This is a genomic window from Leptotrichia sp. oral taxon 879 str. F0557, from assembly GCF_000469385.1.
In the GTDB taxonomy this organism is placed as follows: domain Bacteria; phylum Fusobacteriota; class Fusobacteriia; order Fusobacteriales; family Leptotrichiaceae; genus Leptotrichia; species Leptotrichia mesophila.
Map to the genome: position 1 here is coordinate 72262 of NZ_KI271304.1, position 16580 is coordinate 88841.

The following is a 16580-nucleotide window of genomic DNA, read 5'->3' on the forward strand; positions in this document are numbered from 1 at the left end:
ATTTATTTTAAAATTATTTTATTTAATAATTGCTTCTTTTATTTTTTATATTTAGTTTTTAAGCAGGGAGAACAAACGCCATCTCCCTTTATTTCGTACTAACAGTTATTTTAACATATTTAACTGAATACTACTTAAAGATAACAGCGAAAGTGCTATGCACTATCCCTGGCTTGTCTAAGCATTTTTATTTTGTAAACAGAATCTGACATGAATTAATATCCGTCGGAGCATTTTTCTGTGCTGGCAAAACTGTCTGAGCATAGCGAGTTTTTTGCCAGTGCAGGAAAGTGTCGTAGACTAGCCATAGGTTGTAGGATTTGCGGCAATGAGCAATCCTACGAAAATAAAAAGAAAAATATAGAAATCAAAGAGAAAAATATTTATAAAATTGAATAATTATGAATTAACTATTGAAAACTCCATTATAAAAATTTATTCTAGTTTTTAAACGGGGTTTAGTATTGAATTATACTATCCTTATGTACTTTGCCCCATTTGTTTCTGTAATTAATCCTCTAATTTTTAGACTCATAATTATTGAAAACAATTTATTTTTTTCGATTTTTTCTTTTACGCTTTGTAGTATTTGCTCAAAACTTACTTCTTCCATTATTGTTTCAAATACAATTTGCTCTTCTTCTGTTAATTTTTGTAATTTGCTTTTTTCTTTACGAATATCCCATAGGAATTCTTCAGCAATGTCATCTGCACTTGTTACTAATTTTGCCTTGTTGCTTTTTATTAGATTATTACAACCTTCAAATGAAGGATAGTTGATGAATCCTGGCACAGCAAAAATTTCACGATTCATACTAAATCCTAATTCTGCTGTAATTAATGCACCACCTTTTTTAAAACTTTCGGCTACTAGGACTCCGTCTGACATTCCCGCTATAATTCGGTTTCTTCTAGGAAAAGTCCACCTTGTAGGCTGCGTCCCTAGCGGATATTCGCTTATGATTGTACCTGTTTCTGATATTCTTTCCCATAGATTACGATTTTCATAAGGATAGACAACATCCAGTCCTGTTCCTACTACTGCGACAACTTCAATTTCCTTATCAAGTGCAGTTTTTAAGGCGGTTGTGTCAATTCCGTCTGCCAGTCCGCTAATTAGAGTTACATCATAGTTTACTAGCTCATTTACTATTTTCTCGCAGGCAGTTTTTCCAAATTTTGTTGCTCTTCTCGTGCCTACAACTGCGATATTTCGTCTATTGTCCACTGAAATTTTATCTTTATCCATTTTTATTTTGTCGTAATCTTTTAATTTTTTTCCTTTCAAATATAAAAAAACTGGAAAATCTTTTATTTCCTTTAGTTTTTTTGGATATTCCTTATCATTTGCACTTATTATTCTAACTCTGTTTCGTTCGTAGAGTTCCAGCCTTGCCTTCAAATCAATTTTCATTGCTTCTTCCAATTGATTTTTCAGTTCATCATTAAACAATTTAAAATTTTCTTCATAAAATAACTCTTCAAAATCTTGAAAAATTAACATAAGTTTTTTTATATGGGCGTTTTTCATCCCATATTCCTTTAATCTAAGCCATTCCACAATAATCCCCCCTAATTTTTATCTTGAACCGGCTAATATTTCATTTAATACTGCGATTTCTTTTTTTACTTCATCATCAGAATGTTTTGAATTATAGTCCTTCAAATATCCTAACGCTTTTGAAAAATCCCCTTTTGATTTATAGGCAATGCCTATTCCTAATTTTGCTTCCGCCTGATTTTCATCCTGCGATAATATTCTAGTATAGTAATCAATTGACTTGTCATTATCCCCCATTAGTCGTGAGCCAATCGCAATTACATACATTACAGGAATATCAGGTGCTTCATCCTTTAATGCCAAATTTACTGCTTTTTCGTAAAGTCCGTCACGAAAGTAAAGCTGTGCCATTCTGAATGTAGCTGATGAACTTTTTTTAGCAAGTGTCGCATTTTCATAATTTGCATAGGAATTGTATTTTGCCTCAGTTGAGATGTCTTCGGTCTGTGTTGCGGGCATAGTTCCTGTGTCAACTGTCTTTTTTTCCTCTTTAGGCTTGTCTTTTTCACTTCCTTGTTCAAGAGCCTTTTTTGTATTGTCATCAGCTTCGGTTGTCGGTGGCACTACTGGCGTTCTTTCTTCTTCAATAGTTGTTGCATCCCCACCACTATTAGTTCCTATTTTTTCTGCAATATAGTAGTTTGCCTTTACTACAGTTGCAAAAGAAAGGATTAATATTCCCATTATTATTCGTCTTAATTTCTCCATTTTTCCCTCCTGACTGTATAATTTTAATATTATATCTAAAATCAAATAAATTTATTTATTCAAAAATTTTAATTTCAGAATTTCAAAGTATTTTCACTTATAATTATACACAAAAGACATACCTCTTATATTGGCTTTTCTTTGAATATAATTTTAATATTTTGTCAAGCTGAATCTGAGGAACCGAAGATTAAATTAAAATTCCAAATTTTTAGTTGTTCTTGGAAATGGAATTACATCTCTTATATTAGTCATTCCAGTAATGTACATAAGCATTCTGTCAAACCCAAGTCCAAATCCTGAATGTGGCACACTTCCATATTTTCTAAGGTCTAAGTACCACCAGTAATCTTCCTCTTTTAATCCCATTTCATGAATTTTTCCTAAAAGAACATCATAATCATCTTCTCTTTGGCTTCCACCTACGATTTCTCCAATTCCTGGTGCCAATAAATCAACCGCTCTTACAGTTTTCCCATCTTCATTTAACTTCATATAAAATGCTTTTATGTCTTTTGGATAATCAGTTACAAATACAGGTTTTTTAAAGTGTTTCTCTGCCAAGTATCTTTCATGCTCAGTTTGCAGGTCAATTCCCCATTCCACTTCATACTCAAATTTCTGTTTTGAATTTTTCAAGATTTCAATCGCTTCTGTATAAGTAATTCTCCCAAATTCATTGTTTACTAAAGTATCAAGCCTGTTAAACAAGTCCTTGTCTACAAATTGGTTAAAGAATTCCATTTCTTCCTTAGCATTTTCTCTTACATAATTTACAATATATTTTATCATTTCTTCAATAATATCCATATTTACATCCAAATCTGCAAATGCAATTTCAGGCTCCATCATCCAAAATTCTGCAGCGTGTTTTGGAGTATTAGATTTTTCAGCTCTAAATGTAGGTCCGAAAGTATATGTATTTTTAAACGCTGTTGCAAATGTTTCAACATTTAACTGTCCACTTACTGTAAGATTTGCCTCTTTTCCGAAGAAATCCTGCTTAAAGTCAATACTTCCATTTTCAGTTTTCGGAACATTATTTATATCAAGTGTTGTAAGTCTAAACATTTCTCCAGCACCTTCAGCATCACTTCCAGTAATTATAGGTGTTTGAACATATACAAAGTTTTTTTCCTGAAAAAATTTATGAATTGCATAAGATAAAATTGAACGCACTCTGAATGTTGCAAAAAAAGCATTAGTTCTAGGACGTAAATGTGCAATTGTTCTCAAAAATTCAAAACTATGTCTTTTATTTTGCAATGGATAATTTGAATCAGCTTTTTGATAAACAGAAATTTTTGTTGCTTTAATTTCGTAAGCTTGTCCCTTTCCTAATGATTCAACTACAATTCCTGTAACTTTAACAGAAGTAGAAATTGTAAGTTTAGAAATTTCCTCAAAATTTTCCAATTCTTCATCAAATACAACTTGTATTCCAGTAAAGAAAGTTCCATCATTCAGTTCGATAAATCCAAAGTTCTTTTGGCTTCTAATTTTTTTTACCCATCCATTAATTTCAATTTCTTTACCTAGATACTCCTTCGTATTTTTTTGAAGTTCTCTTAATTCTAATAACATATGTTGTTGTTCTCCTTTTCCTAAAAATTATTTTTATTCTATTTTTTATTTATATTCATATTTTCACATTATAGCACAATTTCTTATATATTTTAATAACAAATTTGAAATATCTTTCTATTTTTTATATACACATACATTTTTTTATGATAAAATAATAAAATGTAATTTTAAAATAGGAGCTGAGAAAATGACAAAAAATAAATACAAAAATTCTTACAATTTATTGCAAAATGATTTGAAAAATAAAATATTATTGCTGGATGGAGCAATGGGAACGATGATTCAGCAGGAAAATCTAACTGCTGATGATTTTGGTGGAGAAAAATATGAAGGGTGTAACGATTATCTTGTATTACAAAAACCTGATGTTATTAAAAATATTCATAAAAAATATTTGGAAGCTGGGAGTGATATTATTGAAACAAACAGTTTTGGGGCTTTGGATATTGTCTTGAAGGATTATGACTTGGAAGATAAAGCTTTTGAAATGAATAAAGCTGCAGCGGAACTTGTAAATGAAGCTATTGCTGAATATAGAAGAGAACATCCTGAAGTAACTAGAAATCTTTATGTTGCAGGGGCATTAGGGCCTTCTAACAAGTCTATCAGCGTTACTGGTGGAGTTACTTTCGAGGAACTTATCCATAGTTATTATACAGCTGTTTCAGGACTTCTTGCTGGTGGTGTGGATTTGATTCTATTTGAAACAATTCAGGATACAAGAAATTTGAAGGCTGCATATTTAGGACTTAAAAAGGCAATGGAAGAAAATTATACTGTACCGTTGATGCTATCGTTCACAATCGAAAGTACAGGGACTACACTTGCTGGACAGTCAGCAGACGCTTTTTATTACGCTGTAAATCATATGAATCCATTTTCTGTGGGACTGAACTGTGCAACAGGGCCTGAATTTATGACACAATTTTTAAAGACATTAAATAATATTTCAAATACATATATTTCAGTTTATCCAAATGCTGGACTGCCTAACGAAGATGGGGAATATGAGGAAACTCCAGACACATTGTCGGCAAAAATTGAGCCGTTTTTCCAAAATAATTATTTAAATATTGTTGGAGGATGCTGTGGAACTACGCCTGAACATATTCAGAAAATTAAGGAAAAAAGTGTAAACTATTCTCCAAGAATTATTGACGAAAACAAAGATTTTAATGATGTATCAGGACTAATTACTCTAGAAACTCCAAAAAACCGTCCAATTTACGTGGGAGAACGTACAAATGTAATTGGTTCACGTATTTTTAAAAACTTAATTGCAAGCGAGAAATTTGATGAGGCGACAGAAGTTGCCAGACTTCAGATTAAGGGGCGTGCAGATGTAATTGATATTTGTCTTGCAAATCCAGACAGGGATGAAGTGGCAGACATGAAAGCTTTCTTAGATAAAGTGGCAAAATTTGCAAAAGTTCCGCTTATGATTGACTCAACTGATATAAATGTCATTAAAGAAGGTCTTACTTACTTGCAAGGAAAAGGAATTATAAATTCAATTAACCTTGAAGATGGGGAAAAGAAATTTGCTGATATGGCAAAAGTTATTAAGGATTTTGGGGCTTCTGTCGTTGTAGGCCTGATTGATGAGGAAGGAATGGCTGTTTCAGTTGAGAAAAAATTGAAAGTTGCTAGAAGAAGTTACGAACTTCTTACGAAAAAATATGGAATTGATGAAAGAGATATAATCTTTGACACATTAGTTTTCCCAGTTGCTACAGGAGATCAGAAGTATATTGGCTCTGCCACAGCAACAATCGAGGCAATCAGACAAATTAAAGCTGAAATGCCAAATGTAAAGACAATTTTAGGGGTAAGTAATGTTTCATTCGGACTTCCTGTCGCAGGAAGAGAAGTTTTGAATACTTACTATATGCAAAAAGCCTACGAAGCTGGACTTGACTATGCAATAGTGAATACTGAAAAAGTTATGCCAATGGACGAAATTTCGGATGAAGAAAAGGAATTGGCAGAAAATCTATTATTCCATACAAACGATGAAAATGTATCAAAATTTGCAAACTTCTACCGTGAGAAAAAAGCCATCCAAAAAGTAGTCGATACAAGCAACTTAACTACCGAAGAAAAAGTCTCAAATTTAGTTGTTGAAGGAAGTAAGAAAGATTTGATTGTCTATCTTGATGAGTTACTTCAGAAATATTCTCCAATTGACATAATAAACGGTCCCCTGATGACTGGAATGGATGAAGTTGGAAGGCTGTTTAACAACAATGACTTAATTGTTGCCGAAGTGCTGCAAAGTGCAGAAGTTATGAAAGCCTCTGTTTCTCATCTGGAACAATTTATGGAAAAAGATGAATCATCTGTAAAAGGAAAAGTAATTATGGCAACAGTAAAAGGGGATGTTCACGACATCGGAAAAAATCTGGTTGGGATAATTATTGGAAATAACGGTTACGAAGTAATTGACTTGGGAATAAATACGCCTGCTGAAAAAATCCGTGAAGCAATTATTGAACATAAAGCAGACTTCTTGGGTCTTTCTGGACTTCTTGTAAAATCTGCCACAGAAATGGTGAACACTATGGGCGTTCTGCATGAAGCTGGTATTGATATTCCAATATTTGTAGGAGGTGCGGCACTTACAGAAAAATTTACTGTAAATAAAATTGAGCCTGCCTACAAAAACAACATTGTAATTTACTCAAGGGATGCAATGACTGCCCTTGCTGACTTGAATAAAATGATTGATGAGAAAAAATTTGAAGAATTTAAGGAATATTTACAAAAGCGTAGAGAGCTTGTAACAATTAAAGATGCAAAAAAACTTGAGCAGTTAAAAGTTAAACCAACAGTAAGTGATATTAAAGATGCTGACGGAACATTTGATTTTTCAAAAGTTGAACTTCCAAAATATGACTTTGAAAAAATTTATAAGCCACAAACATTAAATAAACAAATTATAACAAACATAAAAGCAAAAGATGTATTCCCATTCATAAATTTACAAATGCTAATTGGAAAACACCTTGGAATGAAATGGATTGTAAATAATCTAATTGAAAAGCAAGACCCTAGAACAATAAAATTATACAATGAGATTTTGGATATTATCGAAAATGGCGATGAATACTTTGATATAAAAGCTATCTACAAGTTTTTCCCTGTACGTCGAAAAGCTGGAGAAAGAAAGGAAGATTTCAAAATCGAAGTTTTATCAGATGACTTGTCAACTGTTTTAGAAACATTTGATTTCCCAAGACAAAAATATGGACAGTATTTATCATTAAATGACTATGTAAGCCCAGACGGAATTGACTACATCGGATTCTTCGTTGCAACTGCAGGAGAAAAATCAAGACTTGTTTCAAATGAACTTAAAGAAAAAGGTGAATTTTACAGAGGGCATATTGTAAACTCTGTAGGACTTGAACTTGCTGAAGCAACATCAGAATACATTCACAAAATGATGCGTCAGGATGTAGGAATTATAGATAAAGACATTACTTTGAACGAAATTCTAAATGCCCAGTATCAAGGAAACCGTTACTCTTTCGGATACCCAGCCTGCCCAGATTTAAGTGACCAGAGAAAATTATTTAATCTTTTAAAACCAGAAAGATACGGAATCTCTCTAACAGAAGAGTTTATGATGTATCCAGAAGCTACAGTAAGTGCGATTGTATTCTCACAACCGTTCTGTAAATATTTTAATATGTAGTTTTTTGAATTTTTTATAAGTGAAGTGTATTATTTTAACTTATATAATGCACTTTTCTTATGGAAGGAGAAATAAAATGTATCAAATAATAAAAATGATTTTATTAAGTTCAATTTTTATGGATTATATTGATATTCAAAAATTGGATAAAAACGGATTTACAATACATATTATTGAAATAATGCTTGTTTTGTCACTAATTAACGGAATTATAAATTTATATGACGAGAAAAAATTTTTTATAATTGAATTTCTTATGATTATTTTATTTCATATAGCGGGAAACAAGATTATTCTAGAAAATTTTTCATTTTTTTGGCAATTAATAAAATTAATCGGCGTTTATATCCTTCATCTTCTCATTACAACCGATGTTGGAATGGATGACAATAATACTAGACCTTTTTCAAAACTTGAGTGGATAATTATTTTAAGTATTCTCTTAATATTTATATCTTTAATGTTTATTTTTAAAAAGGAAATATATAGTTCTCTCATTTGGAACATTTATTGTACTGTTTTATTTTGTTCAAAAAATATTTTTAAAAATATTAAAGAATATATTGAAAATCAGAAAAGAATAGAAAAGGAAAATAGAGATAAATGGCAAAAATAATAATTCGTGATAAATTAAAATTTAGGATATTCCCAAAAACACTTTGGATTGATAATGAAAAGATAAAATTAAAATCAAATTCTGAAACTATTTTTGAAACTGATGAAAAGTATGTAATCCTTTCAGAAAACAGGGCTAAAAATAGAAGATTAGGAATAGATCTTGAAGATAAAAAAGAAATTTTAATAGAAATAAAATATGATTTTTTTAGATTAATTACTGTATTTTTAGTAATTCCAATATTTGCAGTTATTGTAAAATTATTTTTACTTTCAGATGTCGAAGCCAGTCACTTAGGTACTTTTGCTGGGGTTCTTATTGTTGTTCTGTGGAAAAGAGAAAAATTCGAAGTGATTGATATCTAAAAGAAAATTGAGAGTAAAATTCGTATTAAATTTTACAGAAACAAATTTCATTTCATTGAATCAGCTATTTTATGAGGGTGTATCTGAAAATTGTCAAAATAATAAATTTATATAAGTCTTCCAAGTATCAAAAATAATATAAATTCTGAGTTTTCAGACACCCCTAATAACTTTATTTTATAGATGAAAATATTTTATTCAAGGCTTCTTCAGCTTTTTTTGAAAGATTACTTTTTGGAAATTCTTTTACTGTATAAGTACGTCTTTCAGCCAAATTTCTTTTTGCAATCTCTTTATTTATTTTTTCTAACTGTCCTTTTTTGACAATTATTGACATAATAATTTTTCCATTTTCACTAAATATTTAACTTTTTATAAATTCTGTATCTGCTGTTATTAATTGTAATATTTCATTTTCTTTTAAATTTTTATCAAGTTCGTAATATGTGCTTGGCTCTCTTATAAATTCGTTATCTTCTTCAGAAATTAATAAATACCCTTCCAAAGCATCTTTTGCCATATATAATGCTTCTTCCATATTATCTCCACATGAAAAACAACCTGGTAAATCAGGATAATAAATACTGTATTTCCCATCTTTTTCTTTTTCAAAGACTGCATAATAATTATATTTCATAGATTTATCACTCCTTTTAAGCTATTTTAGTGGAACAAACTGGCTATTTCAAGCCAGCCTGTTTCAAGATACTGTTTACTATTCCTGCCGTTAAATCCTTTTTAGGATGAGGAACAGTAACTTTTCCAATTTTGTTAGGATGTTTGAAATGATGATGGCTACCAACTATTTTTCTTAATATCCAGCCATCTTTTTCCAACATTTTAATAATTTCCTTTGAAGACATTTATCCTCCTAACAAAACTATTTTAGCACACATCTTTAAATATGTAAATAAGCTTTGAAAAATTAATTTTTTATAAAATTAATAAACCTCCGCACCTTTCAAATTGATTTTCTTCTTTTCGATAGTCCAATTATCTGATAATTCTGCAAGTTCTTTTTTCATATTTTTCAAAAATTCATCATTGTCGTAATTCAAGGAAATCAATGTAGGCCCCGCACCGCTTATATATTCTCCTAATGCACCGTGTTTTTTAGAGGCTTCAAAGATTTTTTCTGAATCATTTATTAATGCAAATCTATAAGGCTGGTGAATTTTATCGCCTAAAAGGAAACGCAAATTGTCGTATTTTCCTTTGTTAAAGGCATCTACAAGCAATCCTAACTTTGAAATGTTGTTTATTGCGTCAGAAACTAAGTAGGTTTTGGGCAATACACTTCTTGCTTTTTCTGTCGATAATTTAAAATCTGGTATCATTACGTAAAAACATAAATCATCAGAATTTATCAATGAACTGTAGACAAGGTTTTCCTTATCATGTGCAGTAAGCACCATTCCTCCGAAAATTGCAGGCACTACATTATCAGGATGTCCTTCCATTTCCACAGCCAATTTTGCCACCTCGTTAATATCCAGCACATTACCAGCAAATTTATTTGCAATCATAATCCCCGCAACAATAGCAGATGAACTGCTTCCAAGCCCACGTGAAATTGGAATATCATTTTTCACAACATTCACTTTATAACTAGGAATGTTTTTTACTAAATGTTTTTCCGTATATTTTATCGCTTCAAAAATCAAATTCTCTTCAATCGGAACCGAAAACGGCTCTCCATTTTCCAAAAATTCTATTTTATCGCTTTCCTCCACTTCCAGTTCCAGAAAGTAATCCAGCGCAACTCCCAGACAATCATATCCTACACCAATATTAGCCGATGTTCCCGGCACTTTTACTCTAAATTTTAAACCCATATCTATTCCTTTCATTTTATCATCATAATCTCTACAAGAAGAACCATGTTGCAAAACTTAATCTAAAAATACAGCAAAATACCAACAAAAAATATACCAATTTATAATTTTTATTTTCTTTCACAAAATACAGTACAGCTAATGAAATAATTACAAAATCAATAAATGTCGGTAAAAATATTGTATTTACAAAAATAAATAATAAACCTATAAAATAATCTATTCCTATTAATGAAAATCCTGTATAAAATACGTCTTCAAATAAACAGAAATATAAGACTATTATGCAAACATAAGATTTATATGCCCTGCTCTTCTTTCTTATAAATATATATAGCAAGCCAAATAGTATCAAAAACAGAAGTTCGCCGTTTAAATACCTTGCATTTAATATAATTTTTGAAAAATATTCAATGTCAAACAACTTTATTCCCATTAATAATGTCTGTCTATTCAAATAAAATAAAGTAAAACATTGAAAAATGAAAATTTCAAAATCAAAACTAAACTTATTTTCAGAGTTACTATCTTCTTTTCCTACAAAAGAATTTAAAACAGAAAATATCAAAGCTGCATTTGTTATAAAAAACAAATTATTTTTAGATAATACAATTGATACTGCTATAAAAATTATTTTTAAATAACCTAAAAAATCTATTTTCTTTATTAAATTTTTCAATTTCTTAAAATATTCATTTACATTCATCTGCCATTTATTTGCTTTCACAAAATACTATATTGTCAAATCCAAGTAATGAGCCCATTTTATCTGACTCAATCCTCTAAGTTCCTTCAATGATTTTCTTCCAACTTCACTGTCAACTGTAAGCAGCATAATTGCACTATTTTCACGTCTACCTACGTTCATTGTAGCAATATTTATTTTTTCTTTTCCAAGTGTTGCCCCCACAGCTCCGATAACTCCTGGCACATCTTCATTTCCTAAGTAAATCATATTGTCAGAAATTGCCATATCCACATCGTGATTCTTTATGCTGATAATTCTTTCCTCGTTGTTCATTCCAATTGTTCCGACAACATATATTTTCTTGCCTTCTTCATTTGTTATTACAAATTCTATTGCTGATGAATAATTTTTATATTTATGTTCCTTTTTATTTACTGAAATATTAATCCCTCTTTTTTCAGCAAGCGGCTTTGAGTTAATATAATTAACTTCTTCTTTTAAAACTGGCTCTAGAATCCCTTTTATTGCTGTCGAATCCACAAGTGCAGTTTCCTGCTCGGCAATTTCTCCGTAATAATTAAGTACGACATTTGTAATTGGAGTTTTTTCAATTTGGAAATAAATTTTTCCTAATTTTTCAGCCAGATTTATATATGGTTTTACAATTAAAAATTCTTCTCTTCCAATTGCAGGCAGATTTACAGCCGTTTCAACTATTTCCCCACGAAGTCCATTTAATACCTGTTTTACAACCTGAGTTCCTACATTTCGCTGTGCTTCATAAGTAGTCGCTCCAATATGTGGTGTTGTAATTGCATTTTCAAATTCATAAAGAATACATTCAGAACGTGGCTCAACTGTGTGAACATCATATCCAAAACTCGCAATTTTTCCACTTCTTAATCCTTCAGCTACAGCCTCCTCGTTAAATAATCCTCCACGTGCAGCATTTACAAGCCTTACACCGTCTTTTAACTTGTGAATATTTTCAGCATTTATCATATCCACAGTTTCTTTAGTCTTAGGCGTATGAATAGTTATCACATCTGCTTTTTCCAACAGTTCATCCAATGTTTTAGCCTTTTCACAGCCATATCTCTTAAAACGCTCGTCCGAAATATACGGATCATAAGCAACAAGTTTCATTCCAAACGCTTTCATTCTCGTAGCAACCAGACCACCAATTCTTCCAAGTCCGATAATCCCTAATGTTTTTTCAAACATCTCGCTTCCTACAAATATTTCTCTTTCCCATTTTCCACTTTTTATAAAATTATTTGCCGCAACAATATTTCTCGCAGAGGCAAGCATTAGCCCAATCGCAATTTCACAAGCCGAAACCGTATTGCTATCAGGAGTATTCGCCACAATTACCCCATGCGCAGTCGCCTCAGGAATATTGATATTATCTGTACCATTTCCAGCACGTCCGACTATTTTCAAATTTTTTGCCTTATCCAGCAGTTCCTTATCTACTTTTATAACACTTCTAACAATAAGAGCGTCATATTCACCAATTATATCCAAAATTTCTTCACGTGAAATCCCAACTTTCACATCAACTTTCACATCTCTAGCTTCCTGCAACCCCGCAATCGCCTCATCATCAATATATTCTCCAACTAATACTTTATACATTTATTTCTCCTCCTCAACTCTAATCAACACATTTATTTAATTAATATATTACCATAATTTCCAGTACAATTCAATAACATCACTTTTTTAGATCAAAATAAATTAATTTTAAAAAATTTTTACACAAATAAAAATAACCGCTGCTTTTCACAACGATTATCTAATACTATTTCCATTTAAACAGAAAGAATCAAAAAATTCATATAATTAAAGAATTTTTTTTACAAAATTACGCTATCATGCAACTTGTCTAACTATTATTCCTAATAATTTTTCAAATCATTGTCTAAAATTTTGGACACAATCTTGTTTTTTTCAATTCTTCTTTTAGGATATTGATTTTATAAATTTTCAATAAGAAATGACCATGATTAGTCTCTCAATATTTCTAGTATATCTGTAAAATAATATTTTTTATTTATTTTCCTATCATCTGTATAAAAATATCCTCTTTTCAATATTTCTCTCAGACTTCTTTATTATTAAGCCTAAAAAATATTTATTCTTTGCGTTTTGAACGTTCTTCTCTCAAATTATTTAATAAAGCCTGGCAATAAGTATTCCTCTCTTGCAAATAATATTAATTTCATTAATATATTCAAATTTACACATCTATATGAACTGATTTTATGTCATGTATTTTGTCAGTATTTAATTATTTCAGCTCTAAATCCATTTAATAAATTAATTATATTTTAATATTATTAAAATTGAAATTAAAGTTATTGCTGGTATAATAATAATACCAAAGTTCAAAGGTAGATTGGAGGTTATAATGAAGAAAATATTGATGCTAGCCGGAGCTTTAATTATTTCTGCTGTATCTTTTGCAGATTTACAAAGTACAATCAAAAATCATTATAGCAATAAGACTATAGATTTATCAGTTGTATCAAAACCTAAACCAAAAGAGGTGAGTAGTAGTGGAACTTCTTCCACAGCAGTAAGAGATCAAATTATCTCTTTTGCACAAACAAAATTAGGTTCACCATATGTTTGGGGAGCAACTGGTCCTAACAGTTTTGATTGTTCAGGCTTCGTTGGTTACGTATTCAAAAAAGCTGCTAATGTAAGCTTACCTAGAGTTTCAAGCTCACAAGCAACATTTAAACCAAGAATTTCATCAATGAATATGACGAAAGGTGATTTGGTATTTTTTGAAACAACTGGAAAAGGTCGTATTTCTCACGTAGGAATTTACATGGGTAATAGACAGTTCATTCACGCTTCTTCTGGAAGTAGAAGAGTAACAGTTTCTAGTTTAGACAGTAATTTTTACAACAAGACATTTAGATGGGCAATTAATCCATTTAGTTAATTTATGAATTAATTTCTTATAAATAAATATATTCTTTACATATAATTCTTGTATAAACAGGAAATAATAAAATCATATAAATGATTAAAAAAAATTATAAAAAACTTTGGAATAAGGAGTTTTGTCTGTTAATAGGCATTTCTCCTTTTTTTTTCTATTTATTTGTCAACTATAATTTTTTTTCAAAAGAATTAAAATCAAGCTCCAAAGAATAAAATACCTTTGTTATATACAAATTATGCTATTAAGGAGTTCCTCATTATGAAAATCAATAGATTATTTGAAATTGTTTATTTATTACTTGAAAAAAATAGTATTACTTCAAAAGATCTTGCTGAATATTTTGAAGTATCAGTTAGAACAATCTATAGAGACATTGATGTTCTCACTTCTGCTGGTATTCCAGTCTATTTTCAAAGGGGAAAATCTGGTGGAATAAAACTAATGGATAACTACGTCATAAATAAATCGCTACTTTCACAAAACGAACAAAATGAGATACTTTATGCACTTCAAAGCTTAAACGCTACTAATTATCCTAATAACAATAAAACTCTTTCAAAATTAAGCACTATTTTTAACAAAAAGTCAGACAACTGGATAAAAATAGACTTTTCAAGATATAATTGCGATGATAGTACTTTATTTGAAAAAATTAAAGAGGCAATATTAACTAAACAAACCGTAAAATTTAACTATTTTAACACAAAAGGCGAACATTATGAAAGAACAGCAGACCCTTTAAATTTATGGTTTAAAGAAAAAGCATGGTACTTATTTGCCTATTGCCACAAAAAAAATGATATTCGTCAATTTAAAATAACAAGAATTAAAAATCTGACTTTAACAAACGAATATTTTGAAAAAACAATCAAAGACTTTGAAATAAATAACAAGAAAAATACGGTAGAAAATACAAAAATCATAGTCAAAATAGATAAATCACAAGCATACCGTGTCTATGATGAATTTTCTGAAGAGAATATAAGCAAAATGGAAAATGGCGATTTTGAAATTATAATGGAATATCCTGAAAATGAATGGATTTACGGCTATCTTCTATCTTTTGGAGAACATTTGAAGGTAAAAGAGCCAGAAAGAATAAAGAAAATTTTGTTTGAAAAAATTATAAAAATGAAGGAAAATTATAAATAGGAAAATATTTTTCAAAGTTTTTTTCAAGAATAAAATGCTATAATTTTCTAAAATATTAAAAACGAGAGGAAGTGTTCAAATGAAAAAATTTTTAACAGTAACATTTTTATTTTTTAGCATCTTTGGATTTTCTAATGCTAAAAATAATGCTTCGAATGATGAAAAACAAGCCGTAATTAACAGCTTTTATGATTTTATGAAATTTCACACAAGTCCTGAAAATGTCAAGAAGAATGTTTTTACAAACTCTGTGGAAGGTACAAATGAAATTTGGGGAAAAAATGTAAGCAATCAACGTAAAAAAAATTTAGAAGATATTGCAGCAAGTCAGACAAATAAATCATTAAAAAATTCTGCAGATTATTTAATAATTGCAAACTCAAAAATTTCATATAAAGTATTGGATGCCGAAATTAAAAATGGTACAGCTGTCCTAACTGTGCATATTAAAGGTCCTAATTTTACAGCTCATGCCTCTGAATTAGAAAATTACATAAAAAAAATTAGCAATGAAGAAAAGAAAAAAATTTCAAAAATGAACAATAAACAATATCAAAACTTTTTGCTAGAAAAAGGTTCTGAATTTTATTTACAATTAGTTAAAAGAAATAATTTACAATATATGGAAAACGATATCAAAGTATATGTAAAAAAATATCCTAATACATGGGGAGTAATTCAAGATTACACCATAAATAATGCTATTTACAAATATCTTGGTTTTGGTTATGGTCCAGAATTGATGAGATAAATTATAAAAATTAATAAATATGGCAATATTTTATTGTCGTATTTTTTTTTTAAATTTTTCTTAACAAATATATTTTTTATAAATCAAAATTTTATTTTTTAATATGACATACTCTTGTCATATTATGATTGCTATAATTGATTTAATAAAAATTGATAAAAAAGGTGGTATAATTATGAAATATGAAATAGTAGAAATTAGAGAAAAAACTCTTGTTGGATTTAAAACAAGAGTGAAAGATGATGAAACAATGTCTGAAAAAATTTCAAATTTATGGGAAAAACTGTATTCTGAAAAAGGTGCCAAAAATATAAAGGACAGAATTAACAATAATGCTATTGGAGTCTATTATAATTACAGTAATGAAAATGGCTTTGAGTACGACTGTCTTACAGGCTGTGAAGTGAAAAATAAAATTGATGAAATTCCTGAAGATATGACAAGTCTAGAAATTCCTGAAGGAAAATATGCAAAATTTGTGATTTTTGGTAATCCTGTAAAGGCTGTTGGAGAATTTTGGTATAAATTCTGGGAAGAATTTGGGAAGGAAAAATCTGATATAAGAAATTATACATATGATTTTGAAGAATATATAGCAGGTAATGATTATGAAAATATGGAAATTCACATTTATATCAGCATAAAATAATAACTAGGAGAT

Annotated in this window: 16 protein-coding genes; 7 read left to right on the forward strand and 9 right to left on the reverse strand. The window is 29.7% G+C overall.

Annotation, left to right across the window (positions count from 1 at the left end):
• Positions 1–469: 469 nt before the first annotated feature.
• The 3 genes from dprA to asnS form a co-directional block, all read right to left on the reverse strand.
• Positions 470–1561 carry a DNA-processing protein DprA gene (dprA, locus tag HMPREF1552_RS04050; protein ID WP_021743822.1) on the reverse strand — a complete coding sequence of 364 codons (1092 nt, stop codon included), beginning with the start codon at positions 1559–1561 and terminating at the stop codon, positions 470–472.
• 18 nt (positions 1562–1579) lie between these two features.
• The gene (locus HMPREF1552_RS04055; protein WP_021743823.1) at positions 1580–2269 is read right to left on the reverse strand and encodes a lipopolysaccharide assembly protein LapB; all 690 of its coding nucleotides are present in this window, start codon (positions 2267–2269) and stop codon (positions 1580–1582) included.
• Positions 2270–2464: 195 nt separating this feature from the next.
• Positions 2465–3853: an asparagine--tRNA ligase gene (asnS, locus tag HMPREF1552_RS04060; RefSeq protein WP_021743824.1), complete on the reverse strand. Its 1389-nt coding sequence runs from the start codon at positions 3851–3853 to the stop codon at positions 2465–2467.
• 190 nt (positions 3854–4043) lie between these two features.
• Here asnS and metH point away from each other — a divergent pair, with 190 nt between their 5' ends.
• The 3 genes from metH to HMPREF1552_RS04075 all read left to right on the forward strand — a co-directional run bounded on the left by metH (position 4044) and on the right by HMPREF1552_RS04075 (position 8534).
• Complete coding sequence (gene metH, locus HMPREF1552_RS04065) at positions 4044–7553, forward strand: methionine synthase (RefSeq protein ID WP_021743825.1); 3510 nt, start codon at positions 4044–4046, stop codon at positions 7551–7553.
• 76 nt (positions 7554–7629) lie between these two features.
• Positions 7630–8169 carry a hypothetical protein gene (locus HMPREF1552_RS04070; RefSeq protein ID WP_039901144.1) on the forward strand — a complete coding sequence of 180 codons (540 nt, stop codon included), beginning with the start codon at positions 7630–7632 and terminating at the stop codon, positions 8167–8169.
• Complete coding sequence (locus HMPREF1552_RS04075; protein WP_021743827.1) at positions 8157–8534, forward strand: hypothetical protein; 378 nt, start codon at positions 8157–8159, stop codon at positions 8532–8534. The genes HMPREF1552_RS04070 and HMPREF1552_RS04075 overlap by 13 nt, the downstream gene beginning before the upstream one ends.
• Before the next feature lie 172 nt (positions 8535–8706).
• Here the strand turns inward: HMPREF1552_RS04075 and HMPREF1552_RS12510 are convergent, their stop codons facing one another.
• The 6 genes from HMPREF1552_RS12510 to serA form a co-directional block, all read right to left on the reverse strand.
• Positions 8707–8871 (reverse strand): hypothetical protein, encoded by a 165-nt coding sequence (locus HMPREF1552_RS12510; protein WP_021743828.1) that lies wholly within the window; start codon positions 8869–8871, stop codon positions 8707–8709.
• A gap of 27 nt (positions 8872–8898) precedes the next feature.
• A complete protein-coding gene (locus tag HMPREF1552_RS04080) occupies positions 8899–9171 on the reverse strand; it encodes a type II toxin-antitoxin system HicB family antitoxin (protein WP_021743829.1) in 273 nt (90 codons plus the stop codon).
• Positions 9172–9214: 43 nt separating this feature from the next.
• Complete coding sequence (locus tag HMPREF1552_RS04085) at positions 9215–9397, reverse strand: type II toxin-antitoxin system HicA family toxin (RefSeq protein ID WP_021743830.1); 183 nt, start codon at positions 9395–9397, stop codon at positions 9215–9217.
• 78 nt (positions 9398–9475) lie between these two features.
• Positions 9476–10369: a homoserine kinase gene (gene thrB / locus HMPREF1552_RS04090; protein ID WP_039901145.1), complete on the reverse strand. Its 894-nt coding sequence runs from the start codon at positions 10367–10369 to the stop codon at positions 9476–9478.
• A 31-nt stretch (positions 10370–10400) separates the two neighbouring features.
• Positions 10401–11075 (reverse strand): hypothetical protein, encoded by a 675-nt coding sequence (locus HMPREF1552_RS04095; protein ID WP_039901146.1) that lies wholly within the window; start codon positions 11073–11075, stop codon positions 10401–10403.
• Positions 11076–11102: 27 nt separating this feature from the next.
• Positions 11103–12695: a phosphoglycerate dehydrogenase gene (gene serA / locus HMPREF1552_RS04100; RefSeq protein ID WP_021743833.1), complete on the reverse strand. Its 1593-nt coding sequence runs from the start codon at positions 12693–12695 to the stop codon at positions 11103–11105.
• A gap of 790 nt (positions 12696–13485) precedes the next feature.
• On the opposite strand from serA, the gene HMPREF1552_RS04105 reads away from it, so the two are divergent.
• The 4 genes from HMPREF1552_RS04105 (at position 13486) to HMPREF1552_RS04120 (ending at position 16568) form a co-directional block, all read left to right on the forward strand.
• Positions 13486–14013 (forward strand): C40 family peptidase, encoded by a 528-nt coding sequence (locus tag HMPREF1552_RS04105; RefSeq protein ID WP_231370749.1) that lies wholly within the window; start codon positions 13486–13488, stop codon positions 14011–14013.
• A 261-nt stretch (positions 14014–14274) separates the two neighbouring features.
• Positions 14275–15168 carry a YafY family protein gene (locus HMPREF1552_RS04110; RefSeq protein ID WP_021743836.1) on the forward strand — a complete coding sequence of 298 codons (894 nt, stop codon included), beginning with the start codon at positions 14275–14277 and terminating at the stop codon, positions 15166–15168.
• 79 nt (positions 15169–15247) lie between these two features.
• Positions 15248–15919 carry a hypothetical protein gene (locus tag HMPREF1552_RS04115; RefSeq protein WP_021743837.1) on the forward strand — a complete coding sequence of 224 codons (672 nt, stop codon included), beginning with the start codon at positions 15248–15250 and terminating at the stop codon, positions 15917–15919.
• A gap of 175 nt (positions 15920–16094) precedes the next feature.
• Positions 16095–16568, forward strand: a complete 474-nt coding sequence (locus HMPREF1552_RS04120) for a GyrI-like domain-containing protein (RefSeq protein WP_039901147.1) — start codon at positions 16095–16097, stop codon at positions 16566–16568.
• Positions 16569–16580: the final 12 nt, after the last annotated feature.